The following is a 25,334-nucleotide window of genomic DNA, read 5'->3' on the forward strand; positions in this document are numbered from 1 at the left end:
ATGCTTCCCTTGGATATTTACTATCCGAATATCTGGGATGAAGAATTTTGGGTTTACCGGGGCAAAGAACAGCAAGGAAGCCATGGAGGCAAAAAAACCTATTGATGAAGAAGAACTTGTAGCGCGTATCAATGTGTTATTAGCCCGAATCATGAAACCCGAAATACCGGAAATTCGATTATTTTAACCGAAAAAGCCTTAATATATTTATATCTCATCTCCGGAAATACTTAAGCCGGGATCCTTCGGTAAAAATCGAGAATTTACATAAACGGGGGTTTGTCCTAAATGTGATGGATACTAAATAAAATCACAAACCTCGTAGCAAGCTTACTAAGATTGGAAAAACATTTACTTCCCAATCCCGATAAAATCGGGAGGGTGGCCAAAGGCCGGGGTGGTTCCGGTTTTAATTTAAATCCTATACCCTTCCGTCTTAATCGGAAGAAGGATTCTGGTCAATAAGAAAAATATTCCGGTACCAATTAATCCACCCTGCCCGTACCGGGCGGGATTCCCTTTATCCCGACGCTTCGGGAGGAAGGAGCCCTTGTTTTTTCTTACACAAACTTAAATTTTAAAAAATTAAAAAGCTCCAGGATATTAAACCCTCAGTGAGGGAAAACTGAAAGATCCGTTTTTCAAATTTTGAAAAACGGATCTTTCGACATAAAAAAGAATTTATTAGTTATAGACACTTTCTTTTTTAAAATGTTTGGTAAGCATATAATATACCACTGCCCTGTATTTGTTTCTATTGGATTTGCCATATTTTTCCATCACGGAATTAATTCCGGCATCCAGTTTTTCATCATCTTTTAGACCGAGTTTATTGATGAGGAAATTTTTCCTTACGGTAGCAAGCTCAGATTTTGAAGATCCGGAAACGGTCTCGGCATCGCTGTTAAAAATACTTGGACCACATCCTTCTGTTACCTTGCGCAACAAGCCTACATCCAGATCATCATTTATTTTATCTTTATAATCCTGAATGTACTTTCCAACTTTTTCATCGGTTTTGGTTCCCATAATTTAAATTTTTAATTATTAGTAATTGCTAATTTAACAAAATATTAGAAAAAAAAAAGATAAAAGTTAAGATTTCATAAAACCAAAGTACTCCAATAAAACCTCATCATTGATTTGGCGCGGCGTAAAGATCTCCAGTAATTTTGGCTTTTCTGAAGTGTCATAAAATCCATTTAAAGATTCACTTATCTCTTCTGAATTTTTAGCCGAAAAATATTCAAAGTCATACAATTCACATAAAGGCTTCGCATTCATATTGTGAACGGTTTCAAAATACGTATCAAAATTTTCAGTATTCTTATTTCCCGGAAGAATTCTAAAAATCCCGCCTCCTTCATTGTTCAGGATAATTACTCTGAAGTTTTTTGGAATGTAATTGTTCCACAGCCCGTTGCTATCATAGAAAAAGCTTAAATCACCACATATCAGTAAAGTAGGGTCTTCATTGTTGAGCGCAGCTCCTGCCGCGGTAGAAACGCTTCCATCTATCCCACTCGTGCCGCGATTGCAAAACAACTTCAGGGTTGAGTCCCAGTTAAAAAGTTGTGCATATCGAACGGTGGCGCTATTTCCCAATTGTACATTATATTTTTCCGGCACACTTGGCACAATTTGCTGCATGGCTTTAAAGTCGGAATATGGGATTTCCTGAACATATAGATCATGCCGGGCCTGTCTTTTTTTCCTGATATTTTTCCAATGCAGGGCATAATCGCTTTTCCCATTTTCCAGCAAGGGATGAAACTTTCCGAAGAAGGAATTGATGGAAGTCTCAAAATGCTTATTTAAACAGAAGAAGGTATTGTACGCCTTTTTAGGATCTACGTGCCAGTGATGTTCCGGCTGAAAATTGCGTAGAAAAGACTTGATCTTCTTTGAAACGATCATCCCTCCGAAGCTTAACAATATATCTGGCCTTAAAGCCTCAAATTGTTCTGCTGCATCTTCGCTTCTTTCAATAGGACCTATCAGGGTATCTATACGTGTAAAAATTTCCGGATGATTTAAATTTGACGTGGTTTCGCTCAACACCAACACCGATTCATCCTGAGCGAGGAAATCCAGAAATTTCTGCTCCAGCGCATTTGGCTGGGCAACTCCCACGATCACTATTTTTCGTTTGGCTTTGTTCCAGATTTCGGCATAGGGTTCCAATTCCTTTTCAGAATAAATTCGTTCCCGGATTTCCGGAAGAATCTGTAAAGGATTTACCGAGGCTTTTTCTACTATTTCATACAAGGGCTCATAAAAAGGCACGTTGATATGAACCGGACCTTTTCCTTCCAAAGCTTTATTCAGTGCAAGATTGATCTCCCTTTGATTGTGCTTTTGAGATTCAAATTGTTTCTGTTGTAATTTTTTATCTGCAGAAGTGTTCTCCAGTACGATTTCAGAATAGAGATTGGCAGAATACAGGATATGATTCTCGAATACATTTTTTTGCCGAATGGTTTGTCCATCCCCAATATCAATGCGTTCAATTGGCCTGTCGGCAGAGATCACCACCAACGGAATATCGCTGTAAAAAGCTTCTGCCACCGCGGGATAATAATTCAATAATGCCGATCCGGAAGTACACACCAGGGCGACCGGCTGTTGAAGTTGCTGTGCCATTCCCAATGCGAAAAATGCTGCGCAACGCTCATCTACAATGCTGTAAGCCTTAATTTCGGGATGATGGGTAAAGCCAATGGTTAATGGTGCATTTCGTGAACCCGGAGAAATCACCACATGGTTTATATTTTTTGCGACGCATAAAGCGACTATGGATTGGGCAACGGGAATTTTGGAGTATTTCACTAAACTTTATTTAACCAAAACCTCGCATTATAAACCTCACAGGTTTTCAAAACCTGTGAGGTTTATAATGAGTTTTGAATGAAAGGTAAAATTACGATTTTGAAAGCACATGTACCAGCACCTAGTGACAGTCAGGGTATGAAATCCTGAAAGGCTTGGATTAAAGCACCGCCTTCATCGTTTCAGCTTTATTTTGGGTTTCCACCCACTCCGCCTCCGGATCGCTGTCTTTTGTAATTCCGCCGCCAACAAACAAAACGGCCTGCTTCTCTTCAAACTTCATACATCGTAAGTTCACAAATAAATTCGAAGTGGTAATAATAGTCGCGTATGCCTGATTTTCCTGATTTCTTTGGTTACCGCTTCTTTTAATTTCCGTCTTCAAATTCAATTCCCCTAAAAAGCCGGAGTAATATTCCCTGTCGTAGTTTTCATATTCCAGGATGAATTTTTTGGCGGGTTCCTTCGGAAGTCCGCAAATGGCAGGAGTTGGATGTATTACAGAAATCAAGGTTCCCAAATCCTGGGATTCCGGATTTAAAGATCCGGAGATATCGGTTTTTAAATGAAGTAAATTCCCCGCTTTAGCTGTAAAAGGATCCGATTTTTCAATCTTCTCAACAAATGGTTTCAAATTCTCCATAATAGAATCTGTAACAAACTGCTGTTCCTGCTGTTCCTTTTCTCCCCAAACAAACTCCATTTCTTCATCATATTTCTGAGTTCCTGCAAGAGCCATCGTTTTAAACCGGTTGCGCTCAATTTTAAGCAGGGTTTCCGGAGTAGCGCCAAGCCATAATCCGGTTTCGGGATGAAACCAGATATACACCAGTGCTGTTGGATACATCTGGAATAATTCCTGAACTATTTTTACAGGATCCTGACCTTGCAGTTTCACCGATTCTCTCCTTGAAAGCACCACTTTTTTGAATGTTCCTTTTTTTATTTGCTCTATCCCCTTTTCTACTAAAGCTATATGCTGCTTCCGGGCAGTTTTAGATTCAGTCTTACCGATGGATGACTTACTGAAATTCTTATCGATTTCTGAAAGATCAAGGATGCTTTCCAGAAATTCTGAATGGGCAGCAGGAATATGAAAATTAGGTTTGCCGGCATCAAAAGGGGCGAAAACAAAACCGCTTTCAGAAAAATCCTGGGTTTTATAAATTTCAGGATTTGATTGCAGAAAGGCTTTTACTCTCCCGGGTCCCGTCGATGGTTTTCTATACGCTACAAAAGGCAATTTCTTCTCCAGCTGCAACCGAAGTTTATCAAAAAATTCTTCAGAAGTAATCATTTATTTCTTTTTAGGCAAGGCGATGGTAGTCAATTTCACAAGGGAGATCAGGTTATCTTCAACATCTGTTATTCTTATATTCCATAACTGAGTGGTTCTTCCCTTGTGAATAAAGGTTGCTTTTGCATAGACATCTCCTTTAGAAATACTTTTGATGTGATTGGCAGAAATTTCAATGCCGCGGATGTAAAAATCTTCGGCATCCATAAAAATATGAGAGGCCACGCTGCCAACGCTTTCGGCCAGTGCAACACTTGCACCACCGTGCAGGACACCATCCGGTTGGTGAACCTTTGAAGTAACCGGCATTTTGGCCATAACAAAATCGTCGCCTATATCTATAAATTCTATATTGAGGGTTTCCATCAAAGTGTTTTTAGACATTTCATTACACTTTGCCAGAATTTCTTGTTTCTCCATTCCAATTAAATTATTTTCCTGGTAAAAATACGAAACGCGGCCTGAAAAATAAACTTTATAGAAGAATCCCACTTCTTCTGTTAAAAGAATAGCCGGATCGGAAGATTCAGAAAAATAATTATTAATTATATCTAAATATTTATTAAATTAGCTGCGAAAGAACGCATTTTATGCGCTTCCTGATGCAAGGAAGAAATGCCCTCCCTCTCACAGAAACCCTACTTGTCCTTTGATGTTCATTCAATTTAAAAATATAATTACAAGCGCAGCTTTTCTACTAACTCTTTTTTCTTGAGTTTTGTTTCGGAAGTTTTTTTCAAGAAAAAGAGCTTCAGTCATAATTTGAGATCAATTCCGGTTTTAAACAAAAGCCAGCTTGTGTGATTTAATACCGCTATTCGATGATTCAACCTATTCAAATATTAGTCGTTGAAGATGAAATGATCATCGCTGCCAATATTTCTATGCAGCTTACAGAAATGGGGTATGAAGTTTCAGGAATTATTCCCAGGGGTGAAGACGCCTTAAGTCATATTATAAACAACCTCCCGGATATCGTGTTGATAGACATTCAGCTTAAAGGTGAACTGGATGGAATAGAAACCGCGCAAAAGATGCATGAACTCAATAAGGATATTGCGATAATATACCTTACTGCCAATGCCGATGAAGCAAATTTTAACAGGGCTAAAATAACCCACCCGTATGCATTTATCTCCAAACCTTTTAAAAAATTAGATTTACAGCGCAGTATTGAGCTTACAATCCATCAGTTAAAATGTAATATCAATAGCACATCCAATGAATCTAAAAACGGGTCTTCCACGGTTGTTTTAAAAGATTGCCTTTTTGTTAGAAATCGTGAAACGATGGTGAAAGTAGCTATTAAGGATATTCGGTACATTGAAGCTGAGCGTAATTATTGCAGGATATTTTCAATGGAAAAGGAATATTTAATAGTGACTACGCTTAAAGATATAGACAAAAAGCTACCTCAAGAACATTTTTTAAGAATTCATAGATCTTACATTATCAATTTCTCCCGAATAGACGAAATAGGCGGCTCGCATGTAGTTATTTCACGAAAAACAATCCCTATGTCCAAAGGAATGCGCACCGAGCTCTTAAAAAGATTGCAAACCATTTAAACCTTTGGTAAAGATATGGTCGATTTGGAAAGTATTTTCTGCGGGTCATGCTATTCTGCTTGTCTTCAGATTTATAAATAATTATTTATTCAACAATCTTGAGATGCTAAACCATGGATTTCCAAACGTAAAACCAGTTTCTTTTTTCCATATATTTAAATACCCTCAGGTTATTTTTCCTAGTTTAAAAAAATAAATATGAAAGAAATTATCTCTTTACTTTTTATGTTTTTTTACATCAGCGCTGGTTTTTCACAGGCTTCGAATGTGAAAGATTTAGATTCCATTCTTGTATGGATGGATGCGCACGCAAAAATACCTGCAGACTCTACGCAGTTGGGCGCTAATTCACATAAAGCTGTATTGCTGTCCAAAAAGCTGAATAACCAAAACGCCCTTGCCAAATCTTATTTACATCTGGCATATTATCACAAAGAATACTCTAACCTGGATTCTTCATTGGTTTATACCCTTAAGGCAAAAGATATTTACAGCACTTTGCAAAATGAATTAAACCTTGCCAAAACCCATCTCGCCCTTAAGGAAGTTTATGCCCTTAAAACAGAGTATGGAAAAGCTACAGAACAGGGGTATAAAGCCTTGGAAATTTTCGAAAAATTAAACGATCAAAAAGGCATCGCACAAAGCTATACGCATCTTTGCGGACTACTATATTACGAAAACAGTTATTTAACAGGGATCGATTTATGCAACATAGCAATTGAAATACTGGAAAAGTTAGATTCAAAGGAAGATTTGGCCTTGGCCTATCATAATAAAGCATTTAACCAACTTTTTTCAGGAGATGAACTGCAAGATGCATTGAAGAATATAAATACAGCTATTGCCCTTTATAAAACCCAGGGGGAATATGGTATTCCTATGATGGCCTCTATAAACTGGCGTGGAAATATTTACAAGTATATGGGAGAGTATGATGCTGCTATTGCAGATTACCAGGCCAATTTTGATAAATCCAACGAAATGGGATTGCAACGATACCTAATCCCCTCTTTGGCTAATATAGGGCACGTGTATTTGATGCAGGGAAAATATGAAGAAGCACTCCCCTACAATCTCGAAGCTATTGATATTATGATAAAAACAGGGAGGGTAGGAAATCTATGGGAAAACTATATGCACGTGTCGTCAATTTATGAGTCTTTAGGTGATTACAAAAATGCAATGATATACACCAAGCTTTATGCAAAGGCATATACAGAACTTAAAGATCGCGCGATTCAAAGTTTGGAAAGTGAAATCCAGGCTAAATATGAAACCGGACAAAAAAATGCCACCATCCTTTTTCAAAATGAAAAAATAACGCAACAACGCAAAACTCAAACCCTTTACATAATTCTTGTGGGTCTATTGGCCTTTATTCTTTTTGGATTATTCTATTATTATAAAAAGCGCCAAAAGCGAAACCAGGAATTGCTCGCATTAAATAATCAATTAGATATCAAAAACAAGCAAAACGAGCTGCTTATAAAAGAAATTCATCACCGTGTAAAAAACAATTTGGAATTGGTTAAAAGTTTAATTTCGCTGCAATCAGCCCAACTGGAAGATTCAGCAGCCAAAGACGCTATGATGGCTAGTCAAAACAGGGTGCAGTCCATGGGCATTATTCATCAAAAATTATATCAGGGAGAAAATCTGGGAAGCATTGAAATGAAAGATTATTTCCTGAATTTGGGTGAAGGCGTTTTAGATACCTTTAATGCAGAAGATAAGGTGAAAATTGAATGCGCGATGGACAGCCTGGAGCTGGATGTGGATACCGCAGTACCCATTGGTTTGATAGTTAATGAACTACTTACAAACGCCTTAAAATATGCGTTTCCAGAGAATAGGAATGGAACCATACAAATAAGCTTATCTCAAACAAATCCAGAGACTTTATCCTTAACAGTGTCTGATAACGGCGTGGGTAAAACAATCGGTTTGTCACCACAAGGAACCGGTTTTGGCTCTCAGTTAATTCAATTATTGACACAACAACTCAATGGCACTATTCTGGAAAAAAATGAAAATGGCACTGCAGTAGAGTTTCACTTTAAAATCAAAAATGCAGCCTGATGGAGAATCCTTTAAAACATTATTTGGTCGAAAATAAACAAACCTTGCTTTTCTGAATTTTTCAATTATACCGATAATTAAAATGCTGATTAGTGTTGACCGGTATTAAACATTAATTTTCAATGCTACTTGTTTTTATCTCCCGCTGATCTCCGCAGAAATTAATCCTCAATGCATTAAGAATACAAGAATAATTTTGTCTATTCTCTATTCTCTATTTTTTTCCATTTAACCAACAAAAGAATGCTTTGGGAAATTATTTAACTCTTTAGGACAGTATTTCACCCCTTTCATCCTAACATACTTGCTTTCAGATTAATAGGTAATTACTTTGTTGTTAAATCAACTAAAACCAGGAAATTATGAAAACTGTAAATTTTATCACCTTCCTTTTTGCATTAGCAATTCTGCCAACAAATGTCGTCCATTCTCAAAACACCAATCAGTCATTTTGGGTACACGAAGACCAGGTAAAACCTTCCATGCTTAAAGAGTATGAAGCCGTTTCCAAAGATTTTATTGCCGCCTGCAAGGAACATGATTTAAAAGATGCCAACTGGTCAACGGCTCGTCTGCACGGTGGAACCTATTTGACCATTTCACCTATTAGTAACATGGCCGATCTTGATAAGAATACTTTGGCGCCTTTAGTTGAAAAAATGGGAGAAGAAAATTTTAGAGCCATATTTAACCGTTTTGACAAATGCTATGATGTTCACAGGAACTATGTGGTTCATTTGATCACTGATATGTCTTATATGCCTGACGGACTCACCACCAATACCCCAGGAGAGGATTACAGGAAATGGCACTTCTTTCACGTAACCCCTGAAAATGTTGCGAACCTTAGAAATAAGATGAAGGAAATTAAAGCATTGTACGAGGAGAAAGGGGCCAATGAACATTTCAGGATCTACCGCAATGGCTTTGGCACCGCTGGAGATTACTATCTCGTGGTAATATCAGCAAAGGATGCCCTGGCTTATGAAAAAACATCTGATGAAACAGATGTACTTCTGGGAGCGGAAGGAGAGAAATTGTTTGATGAAATGATGCAATACGTTCATAAATATGAATCCAAAACAGGCAGCATGCGTGCAGACCTGGGATATACTGCAAAACAATAACAACATAAAAAACAACCGATGAACACTTTACAGAGATATTCAATTCTTCTTATAACTGTATTGTTTACATCAACCATACTGCAAGGGCAAAATACCAACAATCAGGAAATGATTAAAAACTTATATGATATCCTGCAAAACAGTAAGGCAAGCTCAAATGACATCACAGTGTTAATCCCCGGAATAAAATGGGAGGATGTAAAATATTCCAGGGAAGACAATGAAAGATCCTCCATAACATTGGATGCGATTATGAAAAAAGAATGGGGCAGCATTGTATTTGAGAAACTTGATATCCGGGACACCGAAAAAAATGAGGTAATCGTTACCGGGATAGTAAATGGACGCCAACCAACAGAGTGTGAGTTTACCTCAACCCGGTTTAAACATTCCTGGGATTTAAAAGATGGAAAAATCGTCAGTTTTAAAGAATATTAAAAAACCAATATTATGCGAAAAATACTATTAATTGGACTTGCAATAGTCTTATTTACAGCCTGTGAACAAAAAGACTCACGATACACACAACAATCGCCGGAAATTGATTTGGTGAAAAAACACATAGACAATTACAACAAAAAGAATTACAACATGAATGGGAGTGCCCTGGCCGATAGCTCTAAATCATTTTTTAATGCTAAAGAGAATCCTATTTTAAGAAAAGACATCATCGCCTACCATGAGGCCAATGATGCCAATTATTCTAAAAGAGGCTTTCTTGAAAAAGACCAGGAATTTGAGATGGTAGTAACCGATGATGGTGAAACTTGGGTCAATGCCTGGCTGGATTGGCAAGCTACCTTAGCGACTAATGGAAAGGCAATTGACATGCCGGTTCATATGACATTTAAAATAATAGATGGTAAAATTGTTCAAGAGCATGGCTATTGGGATCCAACAGAAATCCTTATGGAATTACAAAATATCGAAGCCGAAAAGGCCATGTCTGTTGATGAAAAACTACTCAAAAAAGGAATTGACGACATAGTCAAAGCTTGGAATGCCAACGATCAAGCAGCTATGAAGGCTGCCATGACGGACAATTTCATTAGAACTGAAAACGGGAATGTTATTGTTAACAGCTCATCTGAATATGCAACCAACCTTATGGATGTCTTTTTTACCGGTTTCCCTGATTTCCAGGTGGCCTTAGACGACTATCAAATTATGGGGAACAAAGTGTTGATTAATTGGACAGTCACAGGTACCAATACTGGTGAGTTCCAGGGGGTAACAACAAACAAACCTATTACCACGCATGGTGCAAGCATCTGGACCTTTGAAAAAGACGGAAAAGCTTCCAGAGAAGATGCCTATTATGATAATCTTACTTTATTTCAACAGTTAGGATATTCAATGCCGGCACCTCCAAAATCTTAAATTCATAAAAAACACGCAGATAATTTGGGTACACAGGTTGAGTAGTAATCAGGAAACGAATTTTAATTTAAAGAGCTTACAAAAATCTATGGGAATCTGTTTGATTTAATTTCTAATCAATTGAGTATTCTTGCTACCCTTTTAAGGAACAGGATTCAATATAGATTATAATTTATAAACTAAAAAAACACCCGGTTTCGCGGGCCTTGAAAATGAAAACAGTTGGAATAATTGGTGGTTCAGGCTTTATTGGAAGCTACATCACCCGGAAATTTTTGGCAGAAGGATTCGAGGTAAAAGTATCGGTGACCGATATCCGTAAAAGCGAAAAGTATCAACATCTTTTCAATCTTAAAAATTCTGACAACCTCAATATTCGCGGATTAAAACTCGAGGATACAGAAACTTTACAGGATTTTATAAAGGATTGTGAAATTGTGGTGCACAGCGGCACCCCTTTCCAATTGGATGTTAAAGATCCCAAAACCGAACTTTTTGATCCAACTATTAATGGTACCAATAATTTTCTTGATGCCGTAAGTGAGGCGCCAAATATTGAAAAGGTAGTTTTTATTGCCTCCGTGGCTGCTTTCAACACTAACTTTCCTATGCCGGCAGGCGGTAAAAGTTTTACAGATCCCTTTGATGAAAAGGAACTTCGATTTACCAGTATAGAAAGCCACCCATATGGTCAGGCCAAATTTATTGCCAATCAGGCAGTGGAGCAATTCATCGAAAAAAACCCCAAAATTTCTTTTGAAATATGTTCAGTTTCGCCGGTGATGGTGATGGGGAAATCCCTTTCTAACAGAGAAGATTCCACCTCTACCGGAGTTCAGTTCCTCATAAAGAACAAAATAGCCCCCGATGAGTTTTTTCAATCACTCTACGACAACGATGTTCCTTTTGCGGTAGTAGATGTTGAAGATGTAGCCAATGCCGTTTTTAATGCCGCAACTACAAAAGGACTCCACGGGAAAGACTATTTATTGAGCAGCCAAACATACCGTGTCTCAGATATTCACGAGATGCTTAACAACCGTGAACCCAAAGAAGAAGCACAGGTTATTTATAAAAACGATCTCGCTAAAAGCGATTTGAAAATAAAGTTCAAGCCGGTAAAGGAAACATTAAGCAGTTTTTCAAAATGAAAACTAAACCAACAACTAATTTAAAATCTATAGATCATGAAAAATTTACTAATTCTAATCGTACTAATGATGGTGGGCCATACTGGAATTGCCCAGGACAAGCTTTATTTAATATTCGAGTTTATGAAAGTGGACAATGAGCAGGAACAAGCTTATATGGAAACCGAAGCATTTTGGGAAAAAATTCAGGAACAGCGGGTTAAAAATGGAGATATTATGGGATGGGATTTGTGGGGTTTACAGCCCGGAGGTGAGAATCAGGGATATCAATACCTCACTGTAAGCCTTTATAATGATCCGGTAAAAATGATGAGCGGGGCAGGAGATTTTGAGGCAGCCCTAAAAGCAGCTTACCCGGAAATGTCTGATGACGATCTTACTGAAAAATTTAACAACACCGCAAAATCAAGAGATTTGGCAAAGCGCATATATCTTGAACAAATCGCGACCACTAAAGGTGATTTTGAGATGCCTTTAGGTACCGTTGCCGGAATTAATTTAATGAAAGTAACGGATGGAGATTATGAAAAATACGAAAAATTTGAAACAGAAATTTTCCAGCCCATGCATCAAAAAGAAGTCGATACGGGATTAAGGGGAAATTGGGGTTTATTGCGCTATATGTTGCCGGTTGGAAGTGATGTTTACGCCTCACATATCACCGTGGATATGTACAGGAATTACAACCATTTATTTAGTGGAGGAGCTGCCGCAGCACCAGCATTGTCTGCAGACCAAAATCGAAAAATTCAGGAAGGAATCGCTTCCCGGGATTTGAAATATAAGTATATGGCTACCCTTTTAAGGAAGGTGCGATAAAACATTTTTCAATGACTTTGTGGAAAGTTGACAAGCGCTTCATTCTGCAATAAACCTGAACTAACCAAAAAATTATTAGGCTCATAAGGGTAGAAATAAAACAATAGTTACAAAATCATACCAGCCACTAAATTTCTTAAAATGAAAACAGCAACATTATTTTTAGCACTCTCTTTTTTGAGTATCCCGAACATATTCGCGCAGCAAAGCCAGGTAGAAAACAACATTAAAACCTATAAGACCACCTGGGACAATGTCATTAACAAAGGACAAATAGATCAAATAAACGCTAAAAATTTTGACGAGAACATCGTCATGATAGCAAGCCCAGAGAATATTGTGGGAATTGATGCCTTTAAAGCCTACTACCAAAACTTTCTTACCGGATTTTCAGACATCAAATTCACCGTGGTGGAAATTCTTGGAAGCGAAGATAAAATTGTGAAACATTTTAATTTTAAAGGCAAGCACACGGGTGATTTTTTTGGGATTCCGCCAACTGGTAAAACCGTTGATTTAAGTGGGGTTACAATTGCCAAAATGAAAAATGGAAAAATAGCCCAGGAACAGGATTTTTTTGATAATATGTTATTTATGCAACAATTAGGTTTGGTATCCAACCCTGAAAACCTGGACATAGTAGATAATTTATACAAAGCTTTTTCCACTGGCGATATTCCCTCGGTGCTTGGTGCTTTGGATGAAAAAGTTGTCTGGAATGAGGCCGAAGGCAACGCCTATGCTGACGGTAATCCGTACATCGGTCCGGACGCTGTTTTGAATGGGGTTTTTGCACGCGTGGGTGAAGAACATGAGTATTTTACCTTGGAAAATATTCAGCTCCATGAAATGAGTGACAATAAAGTATTGGCAACACTAAGGTATGATGGAAAAGTGAAAGAAACCGGAAAAACCTATAATGCTCAGGTTGCTCATCTCTGGACACTCAAAGATGGGAAAGTAGTCGGCTTTCAACAGTATGTGGATACAAAACAACTTGCAGATGCCTCCAGCAAATAATTTAAATATTGTCCAGAACAAGATTGGAGCCTGTTTCGATACAAGAATCAAGAATCATGATTAACATAAATGTATTCCTATGAAAAGCATTAATGACGTAAATGATTTAAAACCGGGTAAGCCGAAAACCGCCAAGAGTAGGTAATAAAATTAAATAGAAAAAAATGGAAACAATTGTAGTTAGACACAAAGTCAGGGATATTAATGCATGGCTCAAGGGCCATCAGGATCGGGTAAAATTATTCGCTCCGGCAGTAAAAGAATTTAAAACATTTCAGGATACTGATGACCCAAATTCGGTGGTTTTAGTTGTGGAAGTAACCGATTTGGATTTGCTTGGAGCCATCATTAACGACCCAAAAAACCAGGGGATCAAAGATTTGCACACGGTGTTAGAACCCATTACCATGTCGCTTCAGGTTGATTTATAGAATGAAATTCAAAAAAGGGAATTTTAAAACGGGAAAGTGCATGGTTTTCAGCATTATATCGCTACAAAGAATTTGCGGAAGCTATTGGTAAATAATTTAAGGCTCTGTTTAAAAAAATTGTAGTCAGATTCATTTTGTTTTCACAGCTACCATTTACTTTTTGAAAAATCAATTTTAAAGATGCAAAAAAATCTTTTTTCCAAGGCATCTAAAACAAAATAAAGGGGTGAGCCAAAAACCGACCAGAGTAGGCAAAACTAAAAATCAAAAAAATGAACGGAAGGAACAATTTTAAACTTGCAACGCTAGGCTTTGCAATTTGCCTTTTCACTTTAGGGTGTAACTCCCAACCCGATAAAAAAACTGAAAAGGAACCAACTATAACGGCAGAACCAGCAGTAGCCAAGGCAGACATGGCCACTATAAAAGCCGAGATACAAGCCCTGGAAAGTGCCTGGGCCGCAGCTGATAATGCCCGTAATGCGAATGCTTTTAGTGCGTTTTATTCGGATGACGCGGTGAGTTTGTCCAATAATGCTCCAATGACAAAAGGAAAAGCAGCCATTAAAAAGGAAATAGAGGAAGGCCTGGCAAAAAAAGCTGAAGGAGAAACGGTGGCTTATAAAACCATTGAGGTATTTGGTGATGAAGACATTGTAACTGAGATTGGCATTTCAGAATCTAAGGATGCATCAGGCAAGGTGATTAGAACAGGGAAATATATGGCTATCTGGGAAAAGCGCGACGGAAAATACATCTGCATCAGGGACATTTACAATGATGATGCTGTGGTAAAATAGTTTGAAAGCTGGTGTTTATACCGGGGCAGTATTTTGAAAATGCTCCCCTGGTAAACCTAGTGCGAATAATGTCCCGCCAGGGTCAACATATCGGTCACTGAAGTCCGTTCACTTTAAATTCAAATAAATATTGTGTACCGGGGCTGTGAATAACCTCCATAGTCCCATCCAGCTGCTGGGTAAGCAGTTCGATAAGTTTTTTTCCAAAACCCGTGCCCTTAATGGGTTCACCTACGGTTTGCCCAATACCGTTGTCTTTTACCAAGAGTTGTATTTCGTGCACCGATATTTTTTCCAAATTGATAGTGATCTCTCCCGGTTGTTTATTCGGAAACGCGTATTTGAAACTGTTCGTCAATAATTCATTTACTATTAATCCTAAAGGCACGGCCGTGTCTACATCCAGATACAATTCCGGCATTTTATAGTTGATTTTAATGCGTTCCTCCTCCCCAAAAGAATCCAAAATATGAGTGCCAAGATTGAATAAATAATCTTTCATTTCAATGGAAGAAAGGTGATTATGTTGATATAAGCGCTGGTGAATAATACTCATTGAATACACCCTGTTTTGACTCTCTTTCATCGCACTCGCCACATTGGGATCTTTTATTTGAGCTGTTTGCAGTGCTAAAAGGCTGGAAACCACCTCGAGATTGTTTTTCACCCTGTGATGGATTTCCTTCAGCAAAAATTCCTTTTCCCTATTCTGTTTCCTCAGAAGCTTGTTTTTCTTTCGGTTATTCCTGAAACTAAAAAACAAAACGATTAAAAAAAGCAAAAGCAGTCCTGAAATAAGTAAGATCAACCGCTGGGTAGCCAATTGCTGTTTCAGTTTTATCTCCTGTAAATCGATGGTGTTTTCTTTTTGCGCTACCTCAAATTCGGTTTGAAGCAGGGAGATACGTTGATCTGCTTCCGCAGTAAAAACTATGCTTTTAAGAGAATCATATTTGGAAAATGCGTCATAGGCTTCCTTATATTGACCATTTCCTGCATAGGCCGTTCCCAAGCTTTCAAAAGCTTTACTCAAAAAAAATCCATCCCCAAATTCTGTGGTGGCCACGTTGATGGATTTATTGATGTTTTCTATAGCAGCCTGATAATTCCCATATTGGTTTTGAAGTTCGCCAACAGAGAGATAGGAACGCATCAGCATAAATGAATTATCCAGTAAATACGCATATTTCAAGGCATTTTTACCGGCCTCATTTGCCTTGTCGAATTGTTTTAAAAAAGAATACAGATCGACAAGGGAAATATAAACGTCGCTTAAATTATTGTAAAAGCCATAGCGCTCGCCAATTTCTATGGAACGATTATAATATTCCAACGCCTTTGAATACTCATTAAGGCTTAAGTAATTATTCCCGACTATATAAAGCGTGAAATCATAATCAAGATCGTTCAATCCGCGTGATTCAAAAAAGGACAGCGACTTTAAGCCATACTCCAGCCCTTCTTCAAATTTAGCCTGCTTCCAAAACAGGTTGCTGAGATCGCTATAGGCCAGTCCCATTGCCTTTTCGTCATTTAATTTTTCCCCTAACCGCAAGGATTCCAGGGCATAATCTGCCGCTCTTCCCAGTTGCCCCCTACGTTCATAAACGTAACCCAACTGGGTGTTCAGAAAAGCCAGATCACTTTCCGGAACTTTTTTTTCAGCCTCCTTAAGCACTGCTTCCGCCGAATCCAGTTTTTCCTGTCGCAGCAAAATTGAACCCTGAGTAATTTGAAATCTTCCATTCCAGAGGCTATTGTTTTTTTGGGAAGTGAGTTTCAAACCTTCCTCCGTGAAATCCAGGGCAAAAGTCAGGTTTCTTGTATGCCAGTAATAGGCCAGATCATTTAAAACAGAAAATTTTATGGTATCTGTTTCAATTTTATCCAGGGCATTTTCCAGAATTTGCAGATAGGAACTATCAAAATCATCGGTTCCCACAAATACCTTATTGTAGGGATTGGGTTTACTGAAATCGAAGATTTGCCCATAACCGGATGTGCTGAAAAGCGCGGAAAGGAACAGCGTCAAAATGATATTTTTTGCTGTAATCAAGAGAGTTTACACTAAAAAATTAAAACTGAAATATACAACTAAATCCTTGTTTTTCAATGCCTTGTTGATTTATGAAGTCTAAAATATTCAGGAGAATTTAAATATAACAGCTACACTTCGCCAGGCGACTGTAAAAAGATAACTTTTTGTTTCAACCGATTTTTACGATAAAAAAATTAAGCCAACCGGACAAATTTAGGAGGCCTCCGTCCTATAAGGCTTTTATAATCAACCAAATGTTGCTTATTTAGCAGTTCTTATGCCCTACTGTTTGAAATTTGGAATGATAAAGACTGTAGCGATGACAAGAGAAACAATTTTAAACCATAAATATCGGGAGATATTGGGCGGATGCGATTTACTAAAAAGCCTGGATAAAGAAACATCCAATGCTTTTCTGGGGCTTTTTAAGGAAGAAAAGTGGCCAAAAAACACCTGTATCCTGAACCCGGAAAAGTTGTCCTTAAAATTTCATATAATACTTTCCGGAAGGTTAAAAATGTATCAGGTAGATCCACTTTCAGGAAAAGAGCTCACACTTTTTTTGTTGAGCAAATGCGACTTTTTTGATATTTTCTGCCTTCTTGATAGCCGGACACATACCATTTATTATGAATGTCTGGACGAAGTCACTGTGCTTTCGGCACCCATGGAAAGTTTAAGGAACTGGCTTAATAAAAACCCTGATAAGTATAAAAATTTTCTCCCATATGCAGGAAAGCAATTGAGGCTATTGGAAAATTCCCTTTACGAAATGACCTTTAATGACATCGCCACCCGACTTCTGAAATTACTTATTAAAAACGTGAACAAAAATTCCCGGGATTTGGAATTCATTCACGATTTACCGGATAAGGAAATTGCGCACCTGCTGGGATCTACAAGGGCGGTAGTAAACCGGCATTTACAACGCCTGAAGCATAATGGTTCCTTGAAGCTGTCCAGAAACAAAATGGAGGTGCAGGATCTTGGTATCCTGGTACATATGCTGAATTGTCAAAAAATGGATTCCTTTTAACTCTTTCAAAGTTGAAAAATTCAAAGTTTCAAAGTTTCAAAGTTCTAAAGTTAAAAGGCTTGCATTCTATTCGGGAAAAAATTAGCGCTGAGATCGTAAAGAAAAAGAACTGAAAACCCACAGGGAACTAAAATCTCTGTGACCTTTGTGGTTAAGATAAGCAGCTTTCAACAATTTCCTGAAACAGAATGTGATTAATTAGTTCAATAATTTTTGTGTTTTCTCAAGTTTAGGAAAATTAGAGCTGAAAAAATCCCTTTTCCGAAGAGAAAAAAACTTCAAAATATAGTCCATCTGAAGGACTGCCCTAAAACCGAAAAATTTGCTGTACTGATCGAAGTTTTACAGATCTTTTCAACTCCCTTACCCTAAATTTTCAACTCTTTTTTCTTATATTTAATTGAATATGAACAAATTAAAGGATCATGAAGTTAGCACTCTTAATTTCAGTTATATTGCTTTTTTCAGTAGCTCCGGCTGATCAGGATAAATATCAAAAGGATCGTCAACACATGGTGAAAACTCAACTGGAAGCCCGTGGAATTAACCATAAGCCAACCCTGAACGCCATGCGCAGTGTTGAACGTCACCGCCTGGTTCCCAAAGCACAGGTGGAATATGCGTATGAAGACCGCCCTTTGCCCATAGGTTTTGGACAAACCATCTCCCAGCCTTATATGGTTGGATATATGACCCAAGTGATAAGGCCTACTGCCGGAATGAAGGTATTGGAAATCGGTACCGGATCCGGGTATCAGGCGGCGGTGCTTGCGGAAATTGTGGATGAGGTTTATACTATTGAGATCGTTGAAGCATTGGCAAAAACGGCCAAAAGCAGGTTGGAGGAAATGGGATATGCCAATGTTCATGTAAAAGAAGGCGATGGCTATTTTGGATGGGAAGAACATGCTCCTTTTGATGCCATAATTGTAACTGCAGCTTCAGCATTTATCCCTCCGCCGCTTATAGAACAATTAAAAGAAGGCGGGAAAATGGTAATTCCTGTGGGTGCCCCTTTTACCACCCAGCAACTTATGCTGGTGGAAAAGCAAAAAGACGGAAAACGGAAAACCCGCAATCTCCTGCCGGTGAGGTTTGTTCCCTTTACCCGTAACTAATGGGATCTTTTTCTTATTTCAACCGCTTGTTGTTTTCTATTGCCCTGCTCTCGCTGTCCATGATAGCCTACCAGTTGAGCCTGATGCAATACCTGTCTATCGTGCAGTGGTATCATTTTGCCTATATGGTGATTGCCATCGCCCTGCTGGGATTTGGTGCTGCAGGAACCTTTATTGCCCTCTTTCGAAAATACCTGCTAGGTAGAATAGATTATTTACTGCCGTTATTCATGCTGCTAACCGGTATTTTCATGCCGCTTGTCCTCTGGCTTTCGGGACAGCCTTTTGCCCGGTTTGATACCTATCTTTTGTTCGTGGAACGAAGTCAGTTATGGCAATTGCTGCTGTATGAGTTGCTCTTTTTTATACCGTTCTTTTTTTGTGCACTTGCAATCGGGCTGGTTTTCGTTAAATATACCGACAGGATCGGAAAACTTTATTTCAGCAATCTGGCGGGTTCAGGAATGGGGGGTCTGGCGGCTATTGCCCTGTTCTGGACGGTTTTTCCCACGCAAATCCCTTATATCACCGGATTTCTCTCGTTACTGTCTGCCTTGCTGATAATTCCCCATCACCGAAAACGAATCTGGATGGTTTCCGTAGGGATAACAGCGGTTATATTGATACTTCTTGCATTTTCGTCTCCGGCAACGTTACCCCTTTCGCAATATAAAAGTCTGAGTCAAACCCTGGATCTCCCGGAAGCACATATAGAAAAATCGGCTAACAGTCCGCACGGCTGGGTGCAATATGTCACTTCTCCGGTGCTGCGCTATGCCCCCGGCTTAAGTCTTTCCTTTACCGGGGAGGTGCCGGTAATCGATGTGGTGTTCAGCAACGGGGAATGGGCCGGCGCGGTGTTGAAATCTCCCGGGGACAGCCAGATCCTAGATTATACCACTTCGGCTGTAGCCTGGGAGTTGGGAAATCATAAAAAAGTGCTGGTTCTGGATGCAGACTCCGGCGTGAGGACCCAATATGCCTCCTTAAAGGGTGCTTCGGAAATAGATCACGTGGAATCTCATCGGCTAGTTACCGACTTTGCTGAAGATCAAACCGAACTTGCCAGTGACGACGCTGTAACTTTGCACCAGCAGGATTCCCGGTCTTTTCTCGCCCAAACCAAAAAATCCTATAACCTTATTAGCCTCCCTCCTATTGGTGCTTTTGGGGGAACCGCCGGTTTGGGAGCGCTGCAGGAGGAATATCTGCTTACCACCAGGGCTTTTTCCCTTATCTATGACCGACTGGAAACCGACGGATTCTTTGAAATAACCGTATGGCTGGATTATCCTTTCCGCAATCCGCTGAAAATTGCTGCCACCATTTCTGAAATTCTTGCTAAAAAAGGCATTTCTCACCCGAAACAGCATCTGGTAAGCCTAAGAAGCTGGAATACCCTCACCTTCCTGGTCAAAAAAACACCTTTTTCTTTGACAGAAGTACAGGCTGTCCGCGATTTTTGCGATCGTTTGTATTTTGACCCTATGTTACTCCCGGGAATCACTCCCAAAGAGCGAAACCAGTATAATATGCTGGAAGACCAGGCCTTGTTCAGCCTTACCGATTCCATTATTTCCGGCAACAGGGAAAATATCTATGAAAACTACGATTTTCACCTGCGTCCTGCCACCGACGACAAACCCTATTTTTCACAATTCCTGCGATTAAAAAGTTTGCCGCATTTGCAGGAGATCTTCGGAAATCAGTCTGCTTCCTTTATTGAGCTGGGTTACCTAATTGTGGGAGTAACCTTTATCCAGTCGCTTTTACTTGCTTTTCTGCTTATCCTCCTTCCCCTGTTCCGGCTGAAAAAGAATATCAGGAACAAAGGGTTCACCCTGGTATATTTTTCCGGACTGGGAATGGGTTTTATGTTCGTGGAAATAGTGTTGATCCAGCGGTTTGTCCTTTATCTGGGCCATCCCGTATATTCGGTGGCAGCTGTGATAAGTGGAATGTTACTCTTATCCGGATTTGGAAGCTGGTTGTCTTCAGGCTTAAAATTATCGATTGCGGGCATACAAAAAATTGTATTGTCCATCGTTTTGTTGTTGCTGTTGTATGCCGGGATCTTGCCATGGCTGCTGGAAGCGGGGATGGGATTTTCAATTTGGGCAAAGATCCTGGTTTCTTTGGTGCTCATAGGCCTTCCTTCCTTTTTTATGGGAATGCCTTTCCCGCTGGGGCTGCATTTTCTTTCCCAAAGGAATGAAGAAGCTGTCCCCTGGGCCTGGGGAATCAATGGCTGCCTTTCAGTGGTAAGTGCTTCCCTGGCTACAATCCTGGCAATAGAAGTAGGATTTTCAGTGCTGATGTTGATGGCCGCAGCAGCATATTTCATTACCCTGGCCTCCTGTTTTCTGATAAAAAAGAAATCGAAAACCCCGGGGCAAGCCTACAAAGTATGAATTGAGCTTCAGGGATCGCATAGTGAACACCGAAAGTTCCAGAATGGATACAGAAAAGTAGTTCTGCAACCCAACGCTGTTATAAAAAAACATTTGTGTATTCGTGGTAGATATCTAACCAAAGTATCTCCTGAATTGAATTTGATCCAGGGCAAAATTTACAAGGATTTTTACCTTATAGAGATTTGCCGGGTTAAAAGAAAAATAGTTAGTAAACGAGAAGGTAAGATGCTTTTAACTGAATTTTAAGTTAAATAAATGTAATTATTTAATTTTAAGTACATTAGATGACTAACTTTAAATCAAATTTTATGAAAACGATTGAATTATTTTCCTTTTTTACCCTTTTCATCTTTTTGTATTCTTGTGGTGAAACCGAAAACCGCAATACAGAAATGGAACAAGAAGATATGATTACTACCCAAAAAGTACCTGATGCTGATGAGGCAATCAAGGGCTGGGAAAATGCCTGGAACAGTAAAGATCCTGAACAGGTGCGGGCAATGACCGCAGATGACGTCGTACTGGTGCTGAATGGACAGGAATTTCCGCAGGATAGTTTGGGCGCTTGGATAGATGCAGCCACTTTGGCAATGCAAGATCTCAAATTGCGTAGCCTGAAGAAAGAAACTACAGATTATGTGGCTTACGAAACAGGCACCTATGTTCATACCTATACAGACGACACGACTCATTATGCGGGATCTTATACCTTTATCTGGGAACGGTCTGATGAGGAAAATGATTGGAAAGTAAAGGTGATGAATATTGCAGAAGTTCAGGCAGAAGGTTCAATGAGAGAATAATACCATTTAAACTTTGAATTTTACAGAGATGGTAGGCCAGGTGAAAACAAAAACCATAACAGGCCTGAAAGGGTGAGATAATTAAGGTGTACTCTTCCTCGTACCCTTTTTATTTCGCCCTTTCAGGGCTTTCTTAAACTATCGTCTTTTTTTCGATGGGCTTTGCCCATCGCTAATATATTTCACCCTTTCAGGCCTTTCATCCTCATTGTTCTGTTAATTGATGAGTTCATCATTTAGGCATATCATCATCACTTTTAGTATCATCCGCTTTTAAAATAGTCCTGATCCGATTGATATGAACCTGAGACATTTGTGCTCTTTCAAGCGCCGATTTAGAACCAACACCTTTTTCTCCTCGTGACATTGATGTTAGCAGGTTTTTTCGCTCCTCGAACATCCGTAATGCGGTCCACATAGTCTCTTCAATCTTACTTGTTTGTTCGGCTAAAAGGGCAGCAGAAGTATATGCGTGCCCAGTATGACAACGGAACCTCATGTCACTATCTGACTCTATTTTCCACAAAACACCACCGCAACCAGGGCAATTAAAGGGAACCTGATCGCCCACTGCATTTACAGATGACAAATCGCTCAATACACGTTGGGCTATTTCAGCCTCTATAACAACATCTTCCGGAGCAGGTTTTTGTTTTCTTAATTTCCGGAGAATAAGTTTGTCCAGCAGGGTTCCCATTTCAGAAATAGGAAGGGAATAATCAATTTTCACATTATTCAGGGCATTTCTGGGCATATCGGGATACTCGGCCTCCTCAGGATCCTGAACGATACAGGTTCCTCCGCAGCTTTTAATAGCTTTCATTCCTGACGTGCCATCATCGAGATACCCGGTAAGCAAAATTCCTATTACACCAGTACCGAATACTACGGCAGCCGATCTAAATAAAGGGTCAATAGCAGGCCGTGACCTGTTTTCATGAGCGCCTTTGGTCACCAGAATTTTCAGGTCTCCGTCAATCATCAGGTGATGGTCTGATGGTGCGAGGTATAAATTTCCGGGTTTCAGGGTATTTCCGCTTTTTCCATGTTGACATTTTACAGTCCCCAACCTATTAAGTTCATCTAAAAGCACATTTCCCGTAGCATCGGGCGAAATGTGGCGGACAACCAATATAGGGAGGGGAAAATCCTTGTACAATTGGCTAATTAATTCTTTCAATGCGCTAAGCCCCCCGGCAGATGTACCTATTACAACTACCCTGGAATTTTGATCGGGCTTCTCTTTTTTAACGGGTTTCTTCATTTTTTCAGCATCTAAAATTTAAATCAAAAACTTCGGGGGAATAGGGTATGTCAGGATAATCATCGGGAGGGATTAAGCGCCAATTCCGAATCCTGTTTTCTCCTTTTTTCTTCTGATAATTTACAACAAAGCCAAGATATGAGGGTCAAAGCATTTAACAACTTTCTTTTATGTGTTGTTAAATAATTTACAAAGGGATTTTTGGAAAGTTTTGAACCTCCCTTTCTTCATCTCCTTTGCTTTTAAGGATACGGCTCGGCCGGTTTTCCCGGGCAACATTCCGGGCCTTTTCCATCGCATCTTCTTCCTTATCAAAACTTTCGATAAATTCATTGTTGTAATCCAGTACTTGCCATTGTTCTTCTTTCGTCTGCCATTGAACCCGATATGTCCATTCCGCTACTGCCGCTTCCTTACCCTTTAAAATGTCGAGGATCATCTTTCCGTCACTGTAGGACCCGTCGGGATAGGGCATGGGAAACAGTGCGAAAAAAATATAGTAGAGGGAAAAGTATAAAAACTGATAGGTGACAATTCCGGTTTCCAAAAGTTCATTTTCAACAAGGATTATGACACCAAATACCCCTAAAAGATTAAAAAAAGAACCTCCGGAAAAAATGAGAATATTGGCGAATTTATTTTTGCGCTTAATATTTTCAAAAATACACACGCCATACCAGAAGTAGTACTGCTTTATTTCCAGCATCCATAGCTTAAATACGGGTTTTCCGCTACCCACGGTGACCTTGATTTTCTTCCCACCCATGAGCCAAGCAAAAAAAACGTGCCCGGCCTCATGTAGAATGGAGATCACTGGCAGGACCAGGAAAAAGGCCAGTAGAAATTTTGGAATATCGCTTATGCTAATCATGGTTGGTTATTTAAACTACAAGTGCACTATTATGAGTCTTCGGTTAGAACGTGTATTTGATATCTTTTAAATTGGATTCTTCACTCCTAATGTACTGAAAAATCAAATATCAATTCCTGAACCTAATCTTAAGACAATTCTGTTTTTTCGATTAAAGAACCCCATCGCCCTAAATTTGTGTTCAACTGCGGTTTTTTCTTAAATAAATAGGTTAATAGGTATTTCCCAAAAACCTGAAAATCCGGTCATCTTGATTGGCACTTCCTGAAATCCTAAAAATTTGTTGGCACTTCATCGCATTTTTCGAAGTAGTGCCTACTTTTTCACATCAAGCATAAACCTTTTTTACGACCTGATTTCACCCGTTTACGGAAACCCGTAAGGAATATCCCCTACCCCGGTTTACCTTTATAACCACAGAACTGCCCATAGTTAACAATTCCTTTTTTGTAAGAAAAGGGCAAGAATTGACCCCGGGGTTTATAGAAATCATAACTAAATGTTTATCACTTAATTAAAGACAAGTTTTGGTTCCTGATTCTTGCAGTTACGCCAAAGGCGGAACGATCTTGACTCTATACCGGACATTCCTATTTTAAAAAAATGAAACAATTGCTTCTTTTAGGTATCAGTATGTATTGGAAATGGGTGCCGGTTCCCCAACGCGGTGCCTGCCTGTTCTCCACAACCTGTTCCCACCATATTTACGATCAAACCGCTGCTTACGGATTAATTGCCGGAATAAAAGCATTTTTCTTTCGCTATAAAAACTGTCGCGGGGGATTCTCCCTGTTTAAAAATCCGCTCACTGGCAAAACCCAAATGATCCTAAGATCCAATAAAATAATTGGAGAAGATGAAATCGCACCAAGGTTTTTGAGGGAGGACCGGTGTGCGTGAGAAGGAATTGAAGAACCAGGTTGAATAGGTTGACTTATTTTTTTATCAATTTTCAAAACTCTTTATAAACTCTTTTAAAGAACGAGAATCGGAAGGAGTTTCATCCGTGAGTGAGAATTTGTCGAATTCATACCAATCGGTAAAAAACTCACTGTCTTCTTTATGTTCTTCAAATAAAGGAATTTTGGCCATTTTAGGATAAAAATATTCAGTATCAATGAGCTTTTTTTCCAATAATAGCGTTGCTTTTAAAGGAGAAATTTTATCAATATTCTTTATAATTATAGAACCAAATATTTTATAATTTTTTCCATCCCGATGAAGATACTCGAATCTGAGTTTACTTGAATCTGCTTTCATTTCTGATTTTAGAGAAAAGATACCAG

Annotated in this window: 24 protein-coding genes; 16 read left to right on the forward strand and 8 right to left on the reverse strand. The window is 39.1% G+C overall.

All coding sequences use genetic code 11. The annotated features are described in order from the left end of the window. Window positions 1–37: 37 nt before the first annotated feature. Complete coding sequence (locus ACKGJN_RS08605; RefSeq protein WP_409539077.1) at window positions 38–187, forward strand: hypothetical protein; 150 nt, start codon at window positions 38–40, stop codon at window positions 185–187. 497 nt (window positions 188–684) lie between these two features. Here ACKGJN_RS08605 and ACKGJN_RS08610 read toward each other — a convergent pair whose 3' ends face one another. From ACKGJN_RS08610 to ACKGJN_RS08625, 4 genes are all read right to left on the reverse strand, one after another. Further along, window positions 685–1,029 carry a DUF2853 family protein gene (locus ACKGJN_RS08610; protein ID WP_409539078.1) on the reverse strand — a complete coding sequence of 115 codons (345 nt, stop codon included), beginning with the start codon at window positions 1,027–1,029 and terminating at the stop codon, window positions 685–687. A gap of 66 nt (window positions 1,030–1,095) precedes the next feature. Further along, window positions 1,096–2,829, reverse strand: coding sequence for a 2-succinyl-5-enolpyruvyl-6-hydroxy-3-cyclohexene-1-carboxylic-acid synthase (gene menD, locus ACKGJN_RS08615; protein ID WP_409539079.1), 1,734 nt, complete (start codon window positions 2,827–2,829; stop codon window positions 1,096–1,098). Window positions 2,830–2,989: 160 nt separating this feature from the next. Further along, window positions 2,990–4,126 (reverse strand): chorismate-binding protein, encoded by a 1,137-nt coding sequence (locus ACKGJN_RS08620; RefSeq protein ID WP_409539080.1) that lies wholly within the window; start codon window positions 4,124–4,126, stop codon window positions 2,990–2,992. Further along, window positions 4,127–4,546 carry a PaaI family thioesterase gene (locus tag ACKGJN_RS08625; protein WP_409539081.1) on the reverse strand — a complete coding sequence of 140 codons (420 nt, stop codon included), beginning with the start codon at window positions 4,544–4,546 and terminating at the stop codon, window positions 4,127–4,129. It abuts the gene before it with no gap. Window positions 4,547–4,947: 401 nt separating this feature from the next. On the opposite strand from ACKGJN_RS08625, the gene ACKGJN_RS08630 reads away from it, so the two are divergent. The 10 genes from ACKGJN_RS08630 to ACKGJN_RS08675 all read left to right on the forward strand — a co-directional run bounded on the left by ACKGJN_RS08630 (window position 4,948) and on the right by ACKGJN_RS08675 (window position 14,504). Continuing rightward, window positions 4,948–5,694: a LytR/AlgR family response regulator transcription factor gene (locus ACKGJN_RS08630; RefSeq protein ID WP_409539082.1), complete on the forward strand. Its 747-nt coding sequence runs from the start codon at window positions 4,948–4,950 to the stop codon at window positions 5,692–5,694. Between the two features lie 198 nt (window positions 5,695–5,892). Next, a complete protein-coding gene (locus ACKGJN_RS08635; protein WP_409539083.1) occupies window positions 5,893–7,776 on the forward strand; it encodes a tetratricopeptide repeat-containing sensor histidine kinase in 1,884 nt (627 codons plus the stop codon). Window positions 7,777–8,138: 362 nt separating this feature from the next. Beyond that, window positions 8,139–8,903, forward strand: coding sequence for a hypothetical protein (locus tag ACKGJN_RS08640; RefSeq protein ID WP_409539084.1), 765 nt, complete (start codon window positions 8,139–8,141; stop codon window positions 8,901–8,903). An 18-nt stretch (window positions 8,904–8,921) separates the two neighbouring features. Further along, window positions 8,922–9,341 (forward strand): nuclear transport factor 2-like protein, encoded by a 420-nt coding sequence (locus ACKGJN_RS08645; protein WP_409539085.1) that lies wholly within the window; start codon window positions 8,922–8,924, stop codon window positions 9,339–9,341. Window positions 9,342–9,353: 12 nt separating this feature from the next. Further along, window positions 9,354–10,283: an ester cyclase gene (locus ACKGJN_RS08650; protein WP_409539086.1), complete on the forward strand. Its 930-nt coding sequence runs from the start codon at window positions 9,354–9,356 to the stop codon at window positions 10,281–10,283. Window positions 10,284–10,495: 212 nt separating this feature from the next. Continuing rightward, entirely contained in the window at window positions 10,496–11,434 is a 939-nt protein-coding gene (locus tag ACKGJN_RS08655; protein ID WP_409539087.1) for an NAD-dependent epimerase/dehydratase family protein, read from the forward strand. A 36-nt stretch (window positions 11,435–11,470) separates the two neighbouring features. Continuing rightward, the gene (locus tag ACKGJN_RS08660) at window positions 11,471–12,253 is read left to right on the forward strand and encodes a hypothetical protein (RefSeq protein WP_409539088.1); all 783 of its coding nucleotides are present in this window, start codon (window positions 11,471–11,473) and stop codon (window positions 12,251–12,253) included. Between the two features lie 141 nt (window positions 12,254–12,394). Beyond that, a complete protein-coding gene (locus tag ACKGJN_RS08665) occupies window positions 12,395–13,273 on the forward strand; it encodes an ester cyclase (RefSeq protein ID WP_409539089.1) in 879 nt (292 codons plus the stop codon). A 164-nt stretch (window positions 13,274–13,437) separates the two neighbouring features. After that, window positions 13,438–13,704, forward strand: a complete 267-nt coding sequence (locus ACKGJN_RS08670; protein WP_409539090.1) for a hypothetical protein — start codon at window positions 13,438–13,440, stop codon at window positions 13,702–13,704. A 272-nt stretch (window positions 13,705–13,976) separates the two neighbouring features. After that, complete coding sequence (locus ACKGJN_RS08675) at window positions 13,977–14,504, forward strand: YybH family protein (protein ID WP_409539091.1); 528 nt, start codon at window positions 13,977–13,979, stop codon at window positions 14,502–14,504. A gap of 94 nt (window positions 14,505–14,598) precedes the next feature. On the opposite strand, the gene ACKGJN_RS08680 is transcribed toward ACKGJN_RS08675, so the two are convergent. Further along, the gene (locus ACKGJN_RS08680) at window positions 14,599–16,536 is read right to left on the reverse strand and encodes a tetratricopeptide repeat-containing sensor histidine kinase (RefSeq protein ID WP_409539092.1); all 1,938 of its coding nucleotides are present in this window, start codon (window positions 16,534–16,536) and stop codon (window positions 14,599–14,601) included. A gap of 325 nt (window positions 16,537–16,861) precedes the next feature. On the opposite strand from ACKGJN_RS08680, the gene ACKGJN_RS08685 reads away from it, so the two are divergent. The 4 genes from ACKGJN_RS08685 (at window position 16,862) to ACKGJN_RS08700 (ending at window position 21,913) form a co-directional block, all read left to right on the forward strand. After that, window positions 16,862–17,578, forward strand: a complete 717-nt coding sequence (locus ACKGJN_RS08685) for a Crp/Fnr family transcriptional regulator (protein ID WP_409539093.1) — start codon at window positions 16,862–16,864, stop codon at window positions 17,576–17,578. A gap of 425 nt (window positions 17,579–18,003) precedes the next feature. After that, window positions 18,004–18,696 carry a protein-L-isoaspartate(D-aspartate) O-methyltransferase gene (locus tag ACKGJN_RS08690; protein ID WP_409539094.1) on the forward strand — a complete coding sequence of 231 codons (693 nt, stop codon included), beginning with the start codon at window positions 18,004–18,006 and terminating at the stop codon, window positions 18,694–18,696. Beyond that, on the forward strand, window positions 18,696–21,107 hold the full coding sequence (locus ACKGJN_RS08695) for a hypothetical protein (protein WP_409539095.1): 2,412 nt from the start codon (window positions 18,696–18,698) through the stop codon (window positions 21,105–21,107). Before ACKGJN_RS08690 ends, ACKGJN_RS08695 begins: the two co-directional genes overlap by 1 nt. Before the next feature lie 311 nt (window positions 21,108–21,418). After that, a complete protein-coding gene (locus ACKGJN_RS08700; RefSeq protein WP_409539096.1) occupies window positions 21,419–21,913 on the forward strand; it encodes a nuclear transport factor 2 family protein in 495 nt (164 codons plus the stop codon). 232 nt (window positions 21,914–22,145) lie between these two features. Here ACKGJN_RS08700 and ACKGJN_RS08705 read toward each other — a convergent pair whose 3' ends face one another. Together ACKGJN_RS08705 and ACKGJN_RS08710 are read right to left on the reverse strand one after the other, a co-directional pair. Next, window positions 22,146–23,177 carry a chemotaxis protein CheB gene (locus ACKGJN_RS08705; protein WP_409539097.1) on the reverse strand — a complete coding sequence of 344 codons (1,032 nt, stop codon included), beginning with the start codon at window positions 23,175–23,177 and terminating at the stop codon, window positions 22,146–22,148. Between the two features lie 187 nt (window positions 23,178–23,364). Beyond that, window positions 23,365–24,048, reverse strand: coding sequence for a DUF2188 domain-containing protein (locus tag ACKGJN_RS08710; protein ID WP_409539098.1), 684 nt, complete (start codon window positions 24,046–24,048; stop codon window positions 23,365–23,367). 603 nt (window positions 24,049–24,651) lie between these two features. Here ACKGJN_RS08710 and yidD point away from each other — a divergent pair. Further along, a complete protein-coding gene (gene yidD / locus ACKGJN_RS08715) occupies window positions 24,652–24,948 on the forward strand; it encodes a membrane protein insertion efficiency factor YidD (protein WP_409539099.1) in 297 nt (98 codons plus the stop codon). A 45-nt stretch (window positions 24,949–24,993) separates the two neighbouring features. Here yidD and ACKGJN_RS08720 read toward each other — a convergent pair whose 3' ends face one another. Further along, entirely contained in the window at window positions 24,994–25,308 is a 315-nt protein-coding gene (locus ACKGJN_RS08720) for a hypothetical protein (RefSeq protein WP_409539100.1), read from the reverse strand. Window positions 25,309–25,334 lie beyond the last annotated feature (26 nt).

The sequence above is a fragment of the Gillisia xinjiangensis genome, assembly GCF_046298265.1.
Classification (GTDB): Bacteria; Bacteroidota; Bacteroidia; order Flavobacteriales; family Flavobacteriaceae; genus Gillisia; species Gillisia xinjiangensis.

Bases quoted from the DNA above. Each gene is read 5' to 3' on its own strand.
- ACKGJN_RS08605 (WP_409539077.1), top strand. From the start codon at position 38: ATGAAGAATTTTGGGTTTACCGGGGCAAAGAACAGCAAGGAAGCCATG.
- ACKGJN_RS08610 (WP_409539078.1), bottom strand. From the start codon at position 1,029: ATGGGAACCAAAACCGATGAAAAAGTTGGAAAGTACATTCAGGATTAT.
- ACKGJN_RS08620 (WP_409539080.1), bottom strand. From the start codon at position 4,126: ATGATTACTTCTGAAGAATTTTTTGATAAACTTCGGTTGCAGCTGGAG.
- ACKGJN_RS08625 (WP_409539081.1), bottom strand. From the start codon at position 4,546: ATGGAGAAACAAGAAATTCTGGCAAAGTGTAATGAAATGTCTAAAAAC.
- ACKGJN_RS08630 (WP_409539082.1), top strand. From the start codon at position 4,948: ATGATTCAACCTATTCAAATATTAGTCGTTGAAGATGAAATGATCATC.
- ACKGJN_RS08635 (WP_409539083.1), top strand. From the start codon at position 5,893: ATGAAAGAAATTATCTCTTTACTTTTTATGTTTTTTTACATCAGCGCT.
- ACKGJN_RS08640 (WP_409539084.1), top strand. From the start codon at position 8,139: ATGAAAACTGTAAATTTTATCACCTTCCTTTTTGCATTAGCAATTCTG.
- ACKGJN_RS08645 (WP_409539085.1), top strand. From the start codon at position 8,922: ATGAACACTTTACAGAGATATTCAATTCTTCTTATAACTGTATTGTTT.
- ACKGJN_RS08650 (WP_409539086.1), top strand. From the start codon at position 9,354: ATGCGAAAAATACTATTAATTGGACTTGCAATAGTCTTATTTACAGCC.
- ACKGJN_RS08655 (WP_409539087.1), top strand. From the start codon at position 10,496: ATGAAAACAGTTGGAATAATTGGTGGTTCAGGCTTTATTGGAAGCTAC.
- ACKGJN_RS08660 (WP_409539088.1), top strand. From the start codon at position 11,471: ATGAAAAATTTACTAATTCTAATCGTACTAATGATGGTGGGCCATACT.
- ACKGJN_RS08665 (WP_409539089.1), top strand. From the start codon at position 12,395: ATGAAAACAGCAACATTATTTTTAGCACTCTCTTTTTTGAGTATCCCG.
- ACKGJN_RS08670 (WP_409539090.1), top strand. From the start codon at position 13,438: ATGGAAACAATTGTAGTTAGACACAAAGTCAGGGATATTAATGCATGG.
- ACKGJN_RS08675 (WP_409539091.1), top strand. From the start codon at position 13,977: ATGAACGGAAGGAACAATTTTAAACTTGCAACGCTAGGCTTTGCAATT.
- ACKGJN_RS08685 (WP_409539093.1), top strand. From the start codon at position 16,862: ATGACAAGAGAAACAATTTTAAACCATAAATATCGGGAGATATTGGGC.
- ACKGJN_RS08690 (WP_409539094.1), top strand. From the start codon at position 18,004: ATGAAGTTAGCACTCTTAATTTCAGTTATATTGCTTTTTTCAGTAGCT.
- ACKGJN_RS08695 (WP_409539095.1), top strand. From the start codon at position 18,696: ATGGGATCTTTTTCTTATTTCAACCGCTTGTTGTTTTCTATTGCCCTG.
- ACKGJN_RS08700 (WP_409539096.1), top strand. From the start codon at position 21,419: ATGAAAACGATTGAATTATTTTCCTTTTTTACCCTTTTCATCTTTTTG.
- ACKGJN_RS08705 (WP_409539097.1), bottom strand. From the start codon at position 23,177: ATGAAGAAACCCGTTAAAAAAGAGAAGCCCGATCAAAATTCCAGGGTA.
- ACKGJN_RS08710 (WP_409539098.1), bottom strand. From the start codon at position 24,048: ATGATTAGCATAAGCGATATTCCAAAATTTCTACTGGCCTTTTTCCTG.
- yidD (WP_409539099.1), top strand. From the start codon at position 24,652: ATGAAACAATTGCTTCTTTTAGGTATCAGTATGTATTGGAAATGGGTG.
- ACKGJN_RS08720 (WP_409539100.1), bottom strand. From the start codon at position 25,308: ATGAAAGCAGATTCAAGTAAACTCAGATTCGAGTATCTTCATCGGGAT.